The sequence below is a fragment of the Phormidium yuhuli AB48 genome (genome assembly GCF_023983615.1).
In the GTDB taxonomy this organism is placed as follows: domain Bacteria; phylum Cyanobacteriota; class Cyanobacteriia; order Cyanobacteriales; family Geitlerinemataceae; genus Sodalinema; species Sodalinema yuhuli.
Map to the genome: position 1 here is coordinate 4,599,579 of NZ_CP098611.1, position 15,992 is coordinate 4,615,570.

Here is a 15,992-nt window from a genome sequence, read left to right on the forward strand (position 1 = left end):
GTGACTCTGGATGCTAGTGTAGTGAATCTTTAGCAATCCTGAAGAGATTTCATCATGACTTCTCCATTTTCCTTGTCACCGATCTATAATAAATTAAATAATTCTTAATAAATTGTCGGTCTTAACCCATCCCCCGTTAGCCGAGTTCCCCCCACAACTGAGTCTGCCTCGCCTCAACCCCTTGATCTAGATAGGGTTCACCCCTCTGGGGAATCCCCAACCTAGCGTTACCTGACCCGTTGTTTTTGTTTCCCGTGAAACCCTTGAGTTACGACATCGACCACAACCAACGCACCAACCCCGACTCCAGCGTTCCCCCAACGCCCGAGGAGTCTCCTCCCGCCGCTTCCCCTGCGGAGTTTCCCCCAGAATCTGAACCTCCGAAAGCGGGGGGAGTCAATTGGAAATCCATCCTGATCGGAGTGGGTCTGGGCATTGTTTTAGCAGGAATTGGCGGACGCATCTTTGCCGAATCCTCCTCGGACACCCCAGTTGCTGACACTGAGGAACGGGAAGCCAATCCCAGTCAAACGGTCACTGCTGTCACCGTCGGGCAACAAGCGGTCAATCGGACTCTCAATGCCAGTGGAACCGTTCAAGCCTACGATTTACTCCCCATTCTCCCCCGAGCTACCGGCCTACAAATTGTTGATGTGCGCGTCCGGGAAGGGGATTTGGTCGGCGCTGGAGAAATCCTCGCGGTTCTCGATGACTCGGTGCTTCAGTCCCAACTCTCCGGGGCCCTATCCCAAATCGACTCCGCTCGTTCATCAGTGGGTGCGGCCGAAGCCGATATTTCTCAAGCCCAATCGGCTCGTAGCCAAGCTCAAGCCGACCTAGAACGCGCTCGAACAGGGGTTCGCCAAGCCGAAAGCCGTGTCGCCCAAGCGGAAGCCAGCCTCACCCGCAACCGGGCCCGTGTTAGCCAAGCTCGAGCTAACTTAGAACAGTCAGAACGGGAATATCAGCGCTCTCAGCAATTGGCCAATCAAGGGGCCATCAGTCAACAGGAAGCGGAACTCCGAGAACGGGATGTGCGCACCGCTCGTGAAGAGGTCAACCAAGCGGTGGAAGATGTGCGAGTGGCAGAGGCGGAGTTGGAAAGCGCCCGCGCTGATGTCCTCAACGCTCAGGCCAATGTGCAAAGTTCCCAAGCGACTCTAGACAGTAGCCTGGCGGGAATTGAAGCTGCTCAAGCCGGGGTCGCCAATGCCCAAGCTGGGGTACAGAATCAAGATGCCGTGGTACAGGAGTTAGAAACTCGCCTCAATCAAACCTTAGTGGTTGCCCCTCAGGGGGGGATTGTTGCTGAACGTCAGGCACGGGTGGGAGATGTCAGTGGGACGAATCCCCTCTTTACTCTAATTGCTCAAGGACAGTTGGAGTTGCAGTTACAGGTTCCCGAAACCCAACTCCCTCTAATTCGTCCCGGCGCTCCGGTGCAGGTTCGCTCCGATGCTGACTCTCGCATCAATGTCCAGGGACGAGTTCGAGAAATCCTGCCTACCATAAATCCAGAGACTCGTCAAGCCACGGTGGTGGTGGATTTACCCAATGACGAGATTTTACGCCCCGGGATGTTCCTAGCCGGAGAAATTGTCACGGAAACCCGAGACGGCTTAACCATCCCCTCCGCGGCGGTATTGCCCCAACCCGACGGCAGCGCCCAAGTCTTCCGCCTCAACCCCGATGATACCGTCACCGCCACCCGCATTGAGTTAGGAGAGGTGGTGGAGGCTCAAGACGAGTCTGGAGAGTCCCAGGTGGAAGTGCTCAGCGGCTTAGAGATGGGCGATCGCATTGTCGTCTCCGGCGCCGGATTCCTCAACGACGGCGATCGCGTCCGAGTCGTCGACTAACCCCCTATTCCCCGAAGAGGGCGCACCACAAGGGTAAGCCCCCCTATTGCCTGTTGCCTACTGCCTACTGCCTTCTTTATGAGCTTCTCAACCTGGTCTGTCAAACGCCCTGTCCCCACTCTCGTCTTATTCATCATTTTGACGTTTGTGGGCATCACCTCCTTCTTCCAATTGGGGATTGATAACACCCCCAATATCGATGTCCCAGTAGTACAAATCACCGTCAGCCAACCGGGCGCCGGCCCCTCGGAGTTAGAATCCCAGGTGACACAGCCAATTGAAGATGCGGTAGCTGGCTTAGGGAATATCGATGAGTTGCAATCAACGGTCAATGATGGGGTATCCGTCACCACCATCAACTTCGTCTTGGGAACCGACACGGATCGCGCCACCAATGATGTGCGCAATGCGGTCTCACAAATCCGCCAGGAACTCCCCCAAGACATCAACGAACCGATTGTAGAGCGGCTGGAGTTTGCCGGGGGGGCGATTATGGGCTATGCCGTCCGTTCTAACCAACGCAGCATTGAGGACCTCAGCCAACTGGTCGATCGCCAAATTAGTAGTGCTTTATTACAGGTTCCGGGGGTGGCCCAAATTAACCGAACCGGGGGAGTTGACCGAGAAATTCGCGTGCAACTGAACCCGCAACGACTCAAGGCCCTGGGCATTACAGCGACCCAGGTGAATGACCAGATTCGCGCCCTCAATCTTAACCTCTCTGGGGGGCGCTCGGAAGCCGGCGGCCTGGAACAAAGTATTCGCACCCTCGGAAGCGCCCCCACGGTCAACGACCTACAACGCTATCGCATTCTCCTCCCCAATGGTGAGTCGGTTCCCTTGTCCAGTTTAGGAACCGTTGAGGACAGTTTCGGCGATCGCCGTCAACAGGCGCAACTCATCACCCATGAGGGAACTGAGGAAGTGGTGTCTTTTCAGGTGTTACGGAGTAGTGGGTCCAGTGTCGTCCCCGTAGAAGAGGGGGTGCGGGAACGAGTCGCGGAGTTGGAAAATGGCCTTCTCCCCGAGGATATTGAGTTTCAACTCCTGTTTACCCGCGCCAACGAGATTCGCGATTCCTACCAAGCCTCCATTGATGCCTTAATCTTTGGCTGCATCCTCACTACTCTCACCGTGGGTTTGTTCCTACGGGATTGGCGGGCTACCTTAATCACAGGGGTCGCATTGCCCCTGTCGATTGTGCCCACCTTCATGGTGATGCAACTGTTGGACTACACCCTCAATGGCATGACCCTGTTGGCCTTGTCCCTAGCGGTGGGGAACCTGGTGGATGATGCCATCTGTATGATTGAGAACATCGATACCCATTTGAGTATGGGTAAACGTCCCTTTCAGGCGGCCTTAGATGCTGCGAACGAGATTGGTTTGGCGGTGGTGGCCACAACGGCGACCATTGTGGCGGTATTCCTCCCAGTGGCGTTTATGGGGGGGATTCCCGGACAATTTTTTCAACCGTTTGGGGTAACCGTGGCGGTCTCGACCATGTTCTCGACCCTGGTTGCCACCACCATGACCCCGATGTTATCGGCTTACTTGCTCAAACCCAAGCCCCAAGCTCAGGAAACCTCTAATCTCCTCAACCCCTCCCCCAAGCCGGGGCCCTATCGGCGTGTGTTGACCTGGGCCCTCCGCAATCGTGTCACCACCCTCTTGATTGCGATCGCCTTCTTTATTGGCAGCTTGCAACTGATTCCCTATATCCCCCAGGGGTTATTTACCGATGGCGACCAAGGGATTAGTACCATCAATGTGGAACTCGCTCCTGGAGCCAGGTTACGGGATACCCTCGCCGTGAGCGATCGCCTCAGTGCGGTCTTACTCGACCATCCGGCCACCGAGAATGTCTTTGTCTCCGCCGGAAGTGGGGGGGCGACGGGGTCTGTCAATCGAGCCACGGTACGCGCCATTCTCAAACCCACTGACGAGCGGGATGTGAATCAACAGCAGTTTGAACAGGAGATTCGCCCTCGATTGGCTGAGATTCCTGGAGCACGCTTGAGCTTCCAGTCGGCCGGGGCGGGTGGGGGTGGAAAAGACCTCTCCATCGTCCTCAATAGTGATAACCCCGAGGTGCTGTTAGAGACGGCGACGGCCTTAGAACAGCAAATGCGGGGCGTTCCAGGTTTAGTGGAAATTGCCTCTAGTGCGAGTTTGGTACAGCCGGAATTATTAATTCAACCGGATCTGGAACGAGCGGGTGATTTGGGGGTATCGGTTCAGGCGATCGCCCGTACCGCCAATCTCGCAACCCTAGGGGATGTGGAAGCCAACCTAGCCAAATTTGACCTCCCCGACCGACAAATTGTCATCCGCGTGCAAATTGCCGAGGAATATCGTAATAACCTGCGAACCCTGCGGAATCTAGAAGTTCCCAATCAATCGGGAGCCTTAGTGCCCCTCTCCTCAGTGGCACAGATTCGTCTGGGGAGCGGGCCAGCCCAAATCGACCGGTATGACCGCTCCCGTCAGATTGCCGTAGAAGCGAACCTGGAAGGAATTTCCCTCGGGGATGCCCTGTCAGCAGTACGGGAACTACCAGCGATGAATCCACTCCCACCAGGGGTGTTTGAAGAACCCTCTGGAGATGCCCGGATTATGGTTGATATTTTCACCCGTTTTTTAAGTGCTTTAGCATTTGCAATTCTCTGCATCTATGCCATTTTAGTGCTTTTGTATAACAATTTCCTCTATCCTCTCACCATTTTAGTCGCACTCCCTTTATCGATTGGTGGAGCCTTATTGGCACTATTGATCACGCAAAAAGAATTGGGACTTTTTGCCCTCATTGGGATTGTTTTGCTGATGGGGTTAGTCACCAAAAATGCTATTTTGTTAGTGGATTGTACCCTGGCGAATCAAGAGCAAGAGATTCCCCAATTTAAGGCCGTAGTAGAAGCTGGGGTGTCCCGGCTGCGTCCGATTTTCATGACGGCGATTTCCACGGTGGCGGGGATGATGCCGATTGCCCTGGAGTTAGGGGCTGGGGGCGAAGTCCGCTCCCCCATGGCGATCGCGGTGATTGGCGGCTTCTCCACCTCCACCATGTTGACCTTGTTAGTGGTTCCGGTGTTGTTTACCTATGTGGATAATTTCAATCGGGCCTGTCAGGAGACGTTGAGCGACGGTTTTCAGGGCTTTAGACTGCCGAATCTGTTGGGGCGATCGTAATAGATACCGTCAACAAAGGGGGCGATCGATATGATCGCCCCCTCACCGTTAGATATCCGTGAGTTCTAGAAACGACTAGAAACTAAATGTTGTCCGGACGACCCCAATTAGAGCATCATCATTATTCGCATTGTGATTGGGTGCTGTCAGCCAAATTAAACCTGGTGTAATCGTCAAGTTTTCACTCACCTGAAGGGAGTAAAAGGCTTCGACATGAAGCGACGTATCCTGGTCACTTCGGACGATACGGTCCCCAACCGGCTGCCGGAGGCCGGAACGATTTCCCGTGATTTTGGGTTCCTGTCCCACAATAATCCCAGCCAGATTTCCAGGGAGAAGTAGATCTGGGAACGCCAGAGTAACCGCCCAATTCCAACTCTCTAGGGTCCCCCGATTAACCAGTCCGTCCAACGTGGAGAGGGTTTGAGTATTGACATAACCCACCCAGCCCCCGAGGGCAAAGTTATCCGAGACTTGGAATGACCCTTGGAAGCCATAGGCGTTACTCACCGTCGGAATCAAACCACCGCTGGCTGAGCGAAGGTTATTGAGAATACTGCCTGTATTTACCTCCTGATTATAGGCATTGACGTAGGTCAGGGCGAACTCAGCGCGATCGCTCGGCGTAAACGTCAACTGGGCCATGGCCCCATAAGGACCATTAAACAACCCGGCCCCCCGACTGGGGTTACCGCTCTCCCCAGCAAAGTAACCCGCACTCAGGGAAACGGCATCACTCAAGGGATATTCCACCCCAATCCCAGACCCTTCCATGAGATAATAGATAGGCGCACGGGTTCCAAAACGAGACAGGGCCCCACTGCCACCATCCCCATCAAAAAAGGGATTTACCGTCGACGCGAAGTCATCCGCCGCCCCTTCATTAGCCGCAAGCACCACATTGGCATTTCCTAGGGGGAATTGATACACCAAGGCATCCACTTCCACGGCACCCTCACTATCATCGGAGAAGAATAAATCCCCTTCACGATAGCCCGTCGCCACATCGGAGAAAGCGGGGATATTGCTGCTTTGCAAACGAGTCATCAGCAAATCCCGGCCCGTGAAGCTGGTATGGAACTCTAAACGGTTACGGTAGCCAAAGGAGGGGATATGGTCGATATCCTCCCCAAAAATGTTATCGCCAGTCGCGATGCCATAGAGGGCAAAAATCGCTTCCCCTTGTAACTGGGTGGTGGTGGAGAACTGATTCGCCTCCAACTGGGAAGTCCGGGCTTCTAACCGGTCAACCCGTCCTCTGAGGCTGGACAACTCCGCCGCAAACTCTTCTTGCAAGCGACGGATGGTAGCTAAGTCTCCGGGGTCAATTCCCTCTCCTCCATCCACTAGGGCGATAATCTGATCCAAACAGGCATTTAACCCCGCCGCGAACTCAAAACGAGTCATGAAGTTATTGCCGCGAAAGGTTCCGTCAGGATACCCAGCAATACAGCCATAACGTTCAACGAGGGATTGTAAGGCCTGAAATGCCCAATCCGTCGGTTGGACATCGGACAGTTGCGACACTGAAGTGACTTGTGCCAGCAACATGGGGTTTTCACCTGAGTTTAACTGTTTTGTTGAAAGGTCTTGACCTTGGGCGATCGCCGGCGATGCCAGTAGGCTTAGGGCGCTTAATCCACTGCTTAATGCAGTCCACCGCAGCTTAGACATAAAATTCTCTTGCACTCTCTCACAGGTTAGATTTCCTCATCTTAGGTGGCGGGGGTCAAGAGCGTCAATGGTGGGCGAAGGCAAGAGGCAAGAGGCAAGAGAGAACCACAGAGTCACTGAGGACATGGAGGATAAACCCGAGATAGATTCCCCCTCTTGGCCTTCCCCTCCTGGGAGTTAGGCAACTATGTGGGTTTGGGTCAAATTGGGGATAAACTCCCGCGCAATGCCAAAGACTCAAACGAGAGACCCCCTCCAGTTTACCGGATCAGGAGGTCTCTCGGACTGGCCATTGCCTTCGGAGAGGAGTCCCCAGGGCCACCATAACAAGGGCCTATGACTTAGACCAACTTCGGCATTCCCTAGATGTTCATAAACTCTTAGGACGATATGAGTCAGTCCCAAGGTCTTTAGCTGATGCTTGCTTAGTCAGAATGGCTGAATTGTATCCCAATCGTCAAATTCTCAACTCTTCAGGGCTACGTCACCTCTCATGAATGGGTATCAGGAGGGAACTGGACTAAAGGCTCCCATCCTCGGGAGGGTCAACTGGGATTAGTATGGGGAAGGTGAGTTAGGTCGAGGAGAATCGATGAGTTTGCAGGCAGGTGAGACTCTCTATGGGGGAGACTATAGGGTGGTGCGATCGCTCAACGAGGGGCGAGTCGGGGTTAGTTATCTGGCCCAGCACAAGGGGGGCGATCGCGTGGTCCTCAAAACTTTGCGGGATCAGGTTTTGGCTGACTTAACCTCCCAAGAGCGAGAAAAATTCAATAACAAGCTGACCAATGAGGCCGTCAAGCTGGCCCGTTGCCATCATCCCCACATTGTTCGCTGTTTCGGTTCATTCCTCGAACAGGGTCAGGCGTTTATCGTTATGGAGTTTGTGGCGGGGGATGATTTAGCCAGTTTGTCCACCACAACTCTGCCGGAGGAAGAGGCGTTGATTTATATTCGCCAAGTGGGAGAGGCGTTGACGGTGGTGCATGGAGAGGGGTTGGTGCATCGGGATATTAAACCGGCTAACATCATGCTGCGGGCGGGACAATCCGAGGCGGTGCTGATTGATTTTGGCGTCACCAAGGGGTTTAATGAAACCCTCACCTCGATTCGTTCAAGCAATAGCGATGGCTATAGCGCATTGGAGCTTTATGATCCTAGCGAGAAGGCGCAACCCTATTCTGATGTCTATGGATTAGCGGCGACGCTCTACACCCTATTATCTGGGGATGTCCCGCCTCATGCCGAGGAGCGGGCAAAATTGGAGAGCAAGGGTCGGAAGTTGCCTCCAATTTCCGGGGTGAGTTCTCAAACCAATCGGGCGATTCGTGAGGGGATGAAGGTCGATTATGGCGATCGTCTCCAAACCATTGAGGAATTTTTAGCGTTGTTGCCGGTTCCCCAAAAGGTCGAACCGTCGCCACCACCAACACCCCCAGACCGACTTAATCTCTATATGTTTTATGCAGCAATAGTGGCAATTATTGTGACGATTATTGTAGGAATTTTCGCCCAAGATATTCGCCGGGCCATTGATGATTGGTTCTTGTCGCCGGGTGTGGAGCAAAGGGATGAATACTAGGGAAATGGACTTTCTCCTGCATTGCAGTGAGGTTCGTTGCTCCCTTCTGTTCCCCTGAACGACTGTTAGAATATAAGCAAAACCCCACTCCCAAAATCCTCAAAACTCTGATTAAGGAAACTGTCCGAGATGCAATTGCCAGAACTCAAAGCTGAAATTTTGAAACTCTCACGGGGCGATCGCCTGTCTCTCATGATGGTCATTGCCGAATCTTTACAAGAGATGGAAGTTTCTAGGTCAGAACGTTCTGAGGCGATCCAGAGAATGCGAGGCTTGCTGAAAACTGACCAGCCCCCACCCACCGATCAACAAGTAGCCGCGATGTTAGAAGAGCGACGTCTGTCGAGTCATCCGATAACAACTTCACAGATTACTGCTCCCGGTAGCAGTTCAATCGTATCAGGTTGTAAATAAAGCGCGATCGCTTCTCGTATATTATCAAGGGCTTCTTGTTGAGTTGTCCCAGCAGAGATACATCCCGGAAGTTCTGGACACCAAACGGCCCATTCGTTGGTTTCTGGATCGGGTTCAAGGATGACGCGCCACTTCATGCTTGCTAGAAATTTGTAAGTTCAATTAGATTATATCAGACCGCTTGAAAGTGCTATTACCTCTCATGCCTTGGCTCTGCCATGGCATGGGTGTTGGGCGGCTCTGCCGCTTAGTGGAGGCACGAAATGCTCCGAATCACTCGCTTTCAAGAGAGTAAAGGGAAAAAAGAGCAAAGGGCAAGAGGGCGAAAGAACAAAGGGCTAGAAGTAGAAGAGTCCTGTGCCCACCAGACAGACGCGAAACCCAAGGTCGTAGTGGAAGCCGTCGCGCGAGAAGTGGGCACGGTAGGCGCAACGGCAGCCAATCGGGTTGTTGAACCAAGAACCACCACGCAGTACGTATCCCTTATCGCTTTCTTTCAATAAAACCTTAAGATTTGCTGACGGTTTTTGATAACGATTATCAGTAACATTCTCATCCCAAACTCGACCATCCCCAGGCGCACCCTGATAATTCTCATGGAAGGGGTCAAAACACCACTCCCAAACATTGCCATGACAATCATACAAGCCAAAGCCATTGGGTGGGAATTTTGCCACTGGGGTAGTTTCTTTTCGATATTGTCCTTTGGCTCCCTCGGCAACGGTATAGTTGCCGTCATAATTGGCTAAATTTGTGGTGAGTGCTTCCCCAAAGGCAAAGGAGGTTGTCGTCCCCCCACGACAGGCATATTCCCATTCTGCCTCGCTCGGGAGCCAATATTCCTTGCCCGTCAGCTTGCTCAATCGAGCGCACCACTCCACCGCATCATACCAAGACACTTTTTCAACCGGACGATTTCCGCCTTTGAACTTAGATGGGTCCGGGTTCAGATCCCGGACAATTTTGCCCACTTGCGTCACCACAACCCGCCATTGGTCTTGGGTAACGGGGGTTTTGCCCATCAAAAAGGGAGAAACCTGGACGGGATGTTGCGGACTTTCCCACTTAAACGAGTCCTTATCGTACTTTTTGCGCAACCGCTCAATTTCCGCCTCTTCGGTTCCCATCAAAAAGGTTCCACCAGGGAGTTGCACCATCTCCAACTTCACCCCTTGACCTAAATCCTGGGGATAGTACCGCGCCTGACCGGGGATTGTTTCGATAATTTGCCCCTGACGGTTAACCCGCACGGTCTGGAAATGAAAGGACGGTAAAATTCCTCCAGTATTAGGCAATAAGGCCAACCAGTCCGCCACGGTTTGGGGGCGGTCTTCTGACTCCACCGCCATCCCCTGCTTAATCGCGTTTTGCAGGTCTGACGACCAATGCTTAGGAATCACCAGCCGATCGCGCCTCAGCCGCATCGTAGCAATGGGTGGCAATGTCCCCGTCAGCACATAGTACAGGGTCGCCGCTAACGCATAGACATCGGTAAATTCCCCCCGATGTTCCTGCTCATCATACTGCTCAATGGGGGCAAAACAGGGCGTAAGAGCGATGGTGTGGGTTTGGGTTAAATTGGGGATAAACTCCCGCGCAATGCCAAAATCAATCAACACCGCCTCATCAGCGGGCAACCGCACCATAATGTTCTGGGGCTTAATATCCCGATGCAGCAATCCCTTCTCGTGCATCACCCTCAAAGCGTCCCCCACCTCCCGGATATAGCGCAACGCCACATCCTCCGGTAACGCCCCATCGCGCAAGACGCGATCGCCCAAATCCTGCCCCTGAACATACTCCATCACCATACAGGGCAACCCCTCATGGTTAAAATGATTCTCCACTTGGACAATGTGGCGATGGCGACAGATGGCAATTTTCGCTGTTTCTCGGTCAAAGTCCCGCAGAAACTTATCTCGATAGGGGATGTACTCTGCCTCGGTCATCACCTCATCCTTGAGGGTTTTCAGGACAAACGCGCGACCCCTGGGACCTTTGACGAGGTAGGTGATGCCGAAACCGCCGACTTTGAGCCGCTTTTCAATGGTGTAACGGTTGCCAAAAATTTTCGTGCCGGGTTGCCAAGCCATAGACCCCAACGAGAGACTTCCTCCAGTTTACCCGATTAGGAGGTCTCTCGGACCGGCGATCGCCCTCGGGGAGCAGTCCCCAGGGACATCATAACAAGGGCCTATGACTTAGACCAACTTCGGCATTCCCTAGATGTTCATAAACTCTTAGGACGATATGAGTCAGTCCCAAGGTCTTTAGCTGATGCTTGCTTAGTCAGAATGGCTGAATTGTATCCAAATCGTCAAATTCTCAACTCTTCCTGCCTACGTCACCTCTCATGAGTGGGTATCAGGAGGGAACTGTACCCAAAGCTCGCATCCTCGGGAGGGGCAACTGGGATTAGTATGGGGAAGGTGAGTCAGGTCGAGGAGAATCGATGAGTTTGCAGGCAGGTGAGACTCTCCATGGGGGAGACTATAGGGTGGTGCGATCGCTCAACGAGGGGCGAGTCGGGATTAGTTATCTGGCCCAGCACAAGGGGGGCGATCGCGTGGTCCTCAAAACTTTGCGGGATGAGGTTTTGGCTGACTTAACCCCCCAAGAGCGAGAAAAATTCAATAACAAGCTGACTAATGAGGCCGTCAAGCTGGCCCGTTGCCATCATCCCCACATTGTCCGCTGTTTCGGTTCATTCCTCGAACGGGGTCAGGCGTTTATCGTTATGGAGTTTGTGGCGGGGGATGATTTAGCCAGTTTGTCCACCACAACTCTGCCGGAGGAGGAGGCGTTGACCTATATCCGCCAAGTGGGAGAGGCGTTGACGGTGGTGCATGGAGAGGGGTTGGTGCATCGGGATATTAAGCCAGCTAACATCATGCTGCGGGCGGGACAATCCGAGGCGGTGCTGATTGATTTTGGCGTCACCAAGGGGTTTAATGAAACCCTCACCTCGATTTATTCGAGCAATAGTGATGGCTATAGCGCATTGGAGCTTTATGATTATAGTGAGAAGGCGCAACCCTATTCTGATGTCTATGGGTTGGCGGCGACGCTCTACACCCTATTATCTGGGGATGTCCCGCCCAGTGCCGAGGAGCGGGTGATATTGCGACGGAAAAATCAGTACTTGTCGGATATTCCTGGGGTGAGTGCTGAAACAAATCAGGCGATTCGTGAGGGGATGGCCTTGGAGTATGAAGATCGCCCTCAAACCATTGAGGCGTTTTTAGCGTTGTTGAAGAGTCCCCCCCAAACGAACCAATGGTTTAGGTCGCTGTTCAAACCCAAACCGTCGCCACCACCAACACCCCCAGATCCAGGTTCTCAACTCAATCTCTACACCCTCTACGCAACAGTTATCAGTATTATTGTGGCGATTATTTTAGGAATTTTCGCTCAAGATATTCGCAGAGCCATTGATGATTGGTTCTTGTCGCCGGGTGTGGAGCAAAGGGATGACTCCTAGGGAAATGGACTTTCTCCTGTATTGCAGTGAGGTTCGTTGCTCCCTTCTGTTCCCCTGAACGACTGTTAGAATATAAGCAAAACCCCACTCCCAAAATCCTCAAAACTCTGATTAAGGAAACTGTCCGAGATGCAATTACCAGAACTCAAAGCTGAAATTTTGAAACTCTCACGGGGCGATCGCCTGTCTCTCATGATGGTCATTGCCGAATCTTTACAAGAGATGAAGGTTTCTAGGTCAGAACGTTCTGAGGCGATCCAGAGAATGCGAGGCTTGCTGAAAACCGACCAGCCCCCGCCCACCGATAAACAAGTAGCCGCGATGTTAGAAGAGCGACGCCGAGAGAAATATCTACCATGAGAGCGTTAATTGATACAAACATTATTTTAGATTTTCTGTTGCAGCGAGAACCATTCTGCCAAGACGCGGAACGCCTATTTCAATTCATCGAAATTGGGCAAATGATTGGCTATATTACGGCTACAACCCTGACAGATATTTTCTACATTACTCGCCGACACACCCAAAGTATGGAGAAAGCCAGACAGGCTGTTTCAGAAACTCTAACAGCCATGGCAATTTGCCCTGTTGATCGAGCCGTTCTAGAATCTGCTTTTGACTCTAATTTAGTGGATTTTGAGGATGCTGTTCAGATTTTTAGTGCAGTTGCTCAAGGACTTGATGCAATTATTACTCGCGATGTCCAGGGTTTTTCTCAATCACCCATACCTGTCTTATCCATTCAAGATTTATTGCGTCAACTTAGGCAATGATATCAATGCATCAGGTTGTAAATAAAGCGCGATCGCTTCCCGTATAGCATCAAATGCATCTTGTTGGGTTGTCCCAACAGAGGTGCATTCTGGAACTTATGGACGCGCCACTTCATTATTGCAAAAAATTTGTAATATTTAAATTATATTATACTAGACCGCTTGAAAGCACTATTACCTCTCGTGCCTTGGCTCTGCCATGGCATGGGTGTTGGGCGGCTCTGCCGCCTAGTGGAGGCAGAGCCTATATCCTCTAAGATTTTTAGTTTTTCCCGAGCATATCTTGCTCGAATGAGCATTTCTAATACCAATTTTCAGAAGTCGTGCCATAGATGTCTGTAGGGGAACCCACCCCTAACCCCTCCCAGGAGGGGACGGCTGTTCGCCCTCCTCGGTGTCAGATATATAGCAAGCATTTTGAAAAATGGTATAAGATATATACCATGCAACAAACCCCACCCTCGATCCAGAAGACCCTTCTTAATCGCCTATTAGTTTGAGTTGTCCAGAAAAAATACAGGAAAACCACAGTTGACTGCATTGCGGTAAAGCGGGCTATCTAATGTCCAAAGTTGAGCCTCCAAACGTTCGGCAAGAGCGATATAAGCGGCATCATAGGCACTTTTACGACCCAACGTTAAAGCGATTTCAACAATTCTAGTGGCTTGACTTATATCGTGGTAGACCACAGGTAAATCATTTAAAAAATTCCAAGCAGATTCCAGATCTTGTTGAGGGAAAATACCACTGATAATCAATCGAGTCAAAGCATTGGCAATTTCATAACGTGCCAATTTGGGAGCATGAAGCTGGACTTCAGCATCAATCCAATTATCAATTTTTTGGCGAACTATTGAACTACGAGTATCTTGATTGACCAGGACAATGAGTAAATTAGCATCAAGAACAACATTCATGTTTCGGTTAAAGAATAGACCTCTGTTCCAAATCTTCGCGACTTTGACGGGCGATCGCAACCGCATCTACAGGGGATAAATTGTTGCTAATTTTTCGCAAACCCACCAAGGCTGCCTTGGCTTTTTGTTTGTCCAATGCCGGCTCTGTCATGTTGTCCAGACTGACGTGCAGTAATCTTTGCACTAAGACATCAAGCGGTAAACTTAATTTTTCAGCTTGACTAGCAAGGCGATTGTAGTCTTTATCACTCAATTCTACTGTTAATAACTTAGGTTTAGCCATGATCGTTATGAGCATTTTGGGAAATAAAGAGCTAAAGGGCAAGAGGGCTAGAGAGTAAAGGGCTACAGGAGTCCTGCGCCCACCAGACAGACGCGAAACCCAAGGCTGCTGATGAAGATGTCGCGCGAGTAGTGGAAGCGGTAGGCACAACGGCAGTCAAACGGGTTGTAGAGCCAAGAACCGCCACGCCGTACGTATGTTTTATCACTTTCCTTCAATAAAACCTTAAGATTTGCCGAAGGTTTTTGATAACGATTATCAATCACATTTTCATCCCAGACTCGACCATCCCCAGGCGCACCCTGATAATTGTGATGGAAGGGGTCAAAACACCACTCCCAAACATTGCCATGACAATCATACAAGCCAAAGCCATTGGGGGGAAAGCTGGCGACTGGGGTGGTTTCTTGTCGATATTGTCCCTTAGCTTCCTCGGCAACGGTATAGTTCCCGTCATAATTAGCTAAATCAGTGGTGAGTGCTTCCCCAAAGGCAAAGGGGGTCGTCGTCCCGCCACGACAGGCATATTCCCATTCTGCCTCGCTGGGGAGGCGGTATTCCTTACCCGTTAGCTTACTTAATCGAGCGCACCACTCCACCGCATTATACCAAGACACTTTTTCAACCGGACGATTTCCGCCTTTGAACTCAGATGGGTCGGGGTTCAGATCCCGGACAATTTTGCCCACTTGCGTCACCACCACCCGCCATTGGTCTTGGGTGACGGGGGTTTTCCCCATCAAAAAGGGGGAAACCTGGACTGAATGCTGGGGACTTTCCCGCTTAAACCATTCTCCATCATACTTTTTACACAGGCGCTCAATTTCCGCCTCTTCGGTTCCCATCAAAAAGCTTCCACCGGGGAGTTGCACCATCTCCAACTGCACCCCTTGACCTAAATCCTGGGGATAGTACCGCGCCTGACCGGGGATTGTTTCAATAATTTGCCCCTGACGGTTAACCCGCACGGTCTGGAAACGAAAGGACGGTAAACCTCCTTTAGTATCAGGCAACAGGGCCAACCAGTCCGCCACGGTTTGGGGGCGGTCTTCCGACTCAATTGCCATCCCTTGCTTAATCGCGTTTTGCAGTTCGGGCGACCAATGCTTAGGAATCACCAGCCGATCGCGCCTCAGCCGCATCGTAGCAATGGGTGGCCATGTCCCCGTCAGCACATAGTACAGGGTCGCCGCCAAGCCATAGACATCGGTAAATTCCCCCCGATGTTCTTGCTCATCATACTGCTCAATGGGCGCAAAACAGGGGCTATAGGCGACCGTGTGAGTTTGAGTCAAATTGGGGATAAACTCCCGGGCAATGCCAAAATCAATCAACACCGCCTCATCAGCGGGCAACCGCACCATAATGTTCTGGGGCTTAATATCCCGATGCAGCAATCCCTTCTCGTGCATCACCATCAAGGCGTCTCCCACTTCTCGGATATAGCGCAACGCCACATCCTCGGATAACGCCCCATCGCGCAACACGCGATCGCCCAAATCCTGCCCCTGAACATACTCCATCACCATACAGGGCAACCCCTCATGGTTAAAATGATTCTCCACTTGGACAATGTGGCGATGGCGACAGATGGCAATTTTCGCTGTTTCTCGGTCAAAGTCCCGCAGAAACTTATCTCGATAGGGGATGTACTCTGCCTCGGTCATCACCTCATCCTTGAGGGTTTTCAGGACAAACGCGCGACCCCTGGGACCTTTGACGAGGTAGGTGATGCCGAAACCGCCGACTTTGAGCCGCTTTTCAATGGTGTAACGGTTGCCAAAAATTTTCGTGCCGGGTTGCCAAGCCATAGACCCCAA

Annotated in this window: 12 protein-coding genes; 6 read left to right on the plus strand and 6 right to left on the minus strand. The window is 51.8% G+C overall.

Annotated elements, in window-relative coordinates; all coding sequences use genetic code 11:
* Window positions 1-254 precede the first annotated feature (254 nt).
* Complete coding sequence (locus NEA10_RS19830; protein ID WP_252663080.1) at window positions 255-1,859, plus strand: efflux RND transporter periplasmic adaptor subunit; 1,605 nt, start codon at window positions 255-257, stop codon at window positions 1,857-1,859.
* A 78-nt stretch (window positions 1,860-1,937) separates the two neighbouring features.
* Window positions 1,938-5,048, plus strand: a complete 3,111-nt coding sequence (locus NEA10_RS19835) for an efflux RND transporter permease subunit (protein WP_252663081.1) — start codon at window positions 1,938-1,940, stop codon at window positions 5,046-5,048.
* 75 nt (window positions 5,049-5,123) lie between these two features.
* Here the strand turns inward: NEA10_RS19835 and NEA10_RS19840 are convergent, their stop codons facing one another.
* Window positions 5,124-6,722: an iron uptake porin gene (locus tag NEA10_RS19840; RefSeq protein WP_252663082.1), complete on the minus strand. Its 1,599-nt coding sequence runs from the start codon at window positions 6,720-6,722 to the stop codon at window positions 5,124-5,126.
* A 592-nt stretch (window positions 6,723-7,314) separates the two neighbouring features.
* Here NEA10_RS19840 and NEA10_RS19845 point away from each other — a divergent pair.
* A complete protein-coding gene (locus NEA10_RS19845) occupies window positions 7,315-8,304 on the plus strand; it encodes a serine/threonine protein kinase (protein ID WP_252663083.1) in 990 nt (329 codons plus the stop codon).
* A 347-nt stretch (window positions 8,305-8,651) separates the two neighbouring features.
* Here the strand turns inward: NEA10_RS19845 and NEA10_RS19850 are convergent, their stop codons facing one another.
* Together NEA10_RS19850 and NEA10_RS19855 are read right to left on the minus strand one after the other, a co-directional pair.
* Window positions 8,652-8,855 carry a type II toxin-antitoxin system HicB family antitoxin gene (locus NEA10_RS19850; protein WP_252663084.1) on the minus strand — a complete coding sequence of 68 codons (204 nt, stop codon included), beginning with the start codon at window positions 8,853-8,855 and terminating at the stop codon, window positions 8,652-8,654.
* A 201-nt stretch (window positions 8,856-9,056) separates the two neighbouring features.
* Complete coding sequence (locus NEA10_RS19855; RefSeq protein ID WP_252663085.1) at window positions 9,057-10,811, minus strand: bifunctional serine/threonine-protein kinase/formylglycine-generating enzyme family protein; 1,755 nt, start codon at window positions 10,809-10,811, stop codon at window positions 9,057-9,059.
* 359 nt (window positions 10,812-11,170) lie between these two features.
* Here NEA10_RS19855 and NEA10_RS19860 point away from each other — a divergent pair, with 359 nt between their 5' ends.
* The 3 genes from NEA10_RS19860 (at window position 11,171) to NEA10_RS19870 (ending at window position 12,972) form a co-directional block, all read left to right on the plus strand.
* On the plus strand, window positions 11,171-12,199 hold the full coding sequence (locus NEA10_RS19860) for a serine/threonine protein kinase (RefSeq protein WP_252663086.1): 1,029 nt from the start codon (window positions 11,171-11,173) through the stop codon (window positions 12,197-12,199).
* Between the two features lie 129 nt (window positions 12,200-12,328).
* Entirely contained in the window at window positions 12,329-12,559 is a 231-nt protein-coding gene (locus NEA10_RS19865; protein ID WP_252663087.1) for a hypothetical protein, read from the plus strand.
* Window positions 12,556-12,972, plus strand: a complete 417-nt coding sequence (locus NEA10_RS19870; protein ID WP_252663088.1) for a type II toxin-antitoxin system VapC family toxin — start codon at window positions 12,556-12,558, stop codon at window positions 12,970-12,972. The genes NEA10_RS19865 and NEA10_RS19870 overlap by 4 nt, the downstream gene beginning before the upstream one ends.
* 491 nt (window positions 12,973-13,463) lie before the next feature.
* Here NEA10_RS19870 and NEA10_RS19875 read toward each other — a convergent pair whose 3' ends face one another.
* The 3 genes from NEA10_RS19875 to NEA10_RS19885 form a co-directional block, all read right to left on the minus strand.
* Window positions 13,464-13,889, minus strand: a complete 426-nt coding sequence (locus NEA10_RS19875) for a type II toxin-antitoxin system VapC family toxin (protein WP_252663089.1) — start codon at window positions 13,887-13,889, stop codon at window positions 13,464-13,466.
* Window positions 13,890-13,896: 7 nt separating this feature from the next.
* A complete protein-coding gene (locus NEA10_RS19880; RefSeq protein WP_252663090.1) occupies window positions 13,897-14,172 on the minus strand; it encodes a hypothetical protein in 276 nt (91 codons plus the stop codon).
* 62 nt (window positions 14,173-14,234) lie between these two features.
* On the minus strand, window positions 14,235-15,983 hold the full coding sequence (locus NEA10_RS19885; protein ID WP_252663091.1) for a bifunctional serine/threonine-protein kinase/formylglycine-generating enzyme family protein: 1,749 nt from the start codon (window positions 15,981-15,983) through the stop codon (window positions 14,235-14,237).
* Window positions 15,984-15,992: the final 9 nt, after the last annotated feature.

Excerpts from the sequence above, each read along its gene's own strand:
- NEA10_RS19850 (WP_252663084.1), bottom strand. The coding sequence starts at position 8,855 with ATGAAGTGGCGCGTCATCCTTGAACCCGATCCAGAAACCAACGAATGG.
- NEA10_RS19880 (WP_252663090.1), bottom strand. The coding sequence starts at position 14,172 with ATGGCTAAACCTAAGTTATTAACAGTAGAATTGAGTGATAAAGACTAC.
- NEA10_RS19835 (WP_252663081.1), top strand. The coding sequence starts at position 1,938 with ATGAGCTTCTCAACCTGGTCTGTCAAACGCCCTGTCCCCACTCTCGTC.
- NEA10_RS19870 (WP_252663088.1), top strand. The coding sequence starts at position 12,556 with ATGAGAGCGTTAATTGATACAAACATTATTTTAGATTTTCTGTTGCAG.
- NEA10_RS19865 (WP_252663087.1), top strand. The coding sequence starts at position 12,329 with ATGCAATTACCAGAACTCAAAGCTGAAATTTTGAAACTCTCACGGGGC.
- NEA10_RS19885 (WP_252663091.1), bottom strand. The coding sequence starts at position 15,983 with ATGGCTTGGCAACCCGGCACGAAAATTTTTGGCAACCGTTACACCATT.
- NEA10_RS19875 (WP_252663089.1), bottom strand. The coding sequence starts at position 13,889 with ATGAATGTTGTTCTTGATGCTAATTTACTCATTGTCCTGGTCAATCAA.
- NEA10_RS19845 (WP_252663083.1), top strand. The coding sequence starts at position 7,315 with ATGAGTTTGCAGGCAGGTGAGACTCTCTATGGGGGAGACTATAGGGTG.
- NEA10_RS19860 (WP_252663086.1), top strand. The coding sequence starts at position 11,171 with ATGAGTTTGCAGGCAGGTGAGACTCTCCATGGGGGAGACTATAGGGTG.
- NEA10_RS19855 (WP_252663085.1), bottom strand. The coding sequence starts at position 10,811 with ATGGCTTGGCAACCCGGCACGAAAATTTTTGGCAACCGTTACACCATT.
- NEA10_RS19840 (WP_252663082.1), bottom strand. The coding sequence starts at position 6,722 with ATGTCTAAGCTGCGGTGGACTGCATTAAGCAGTGGATTAAGCGCCCTA.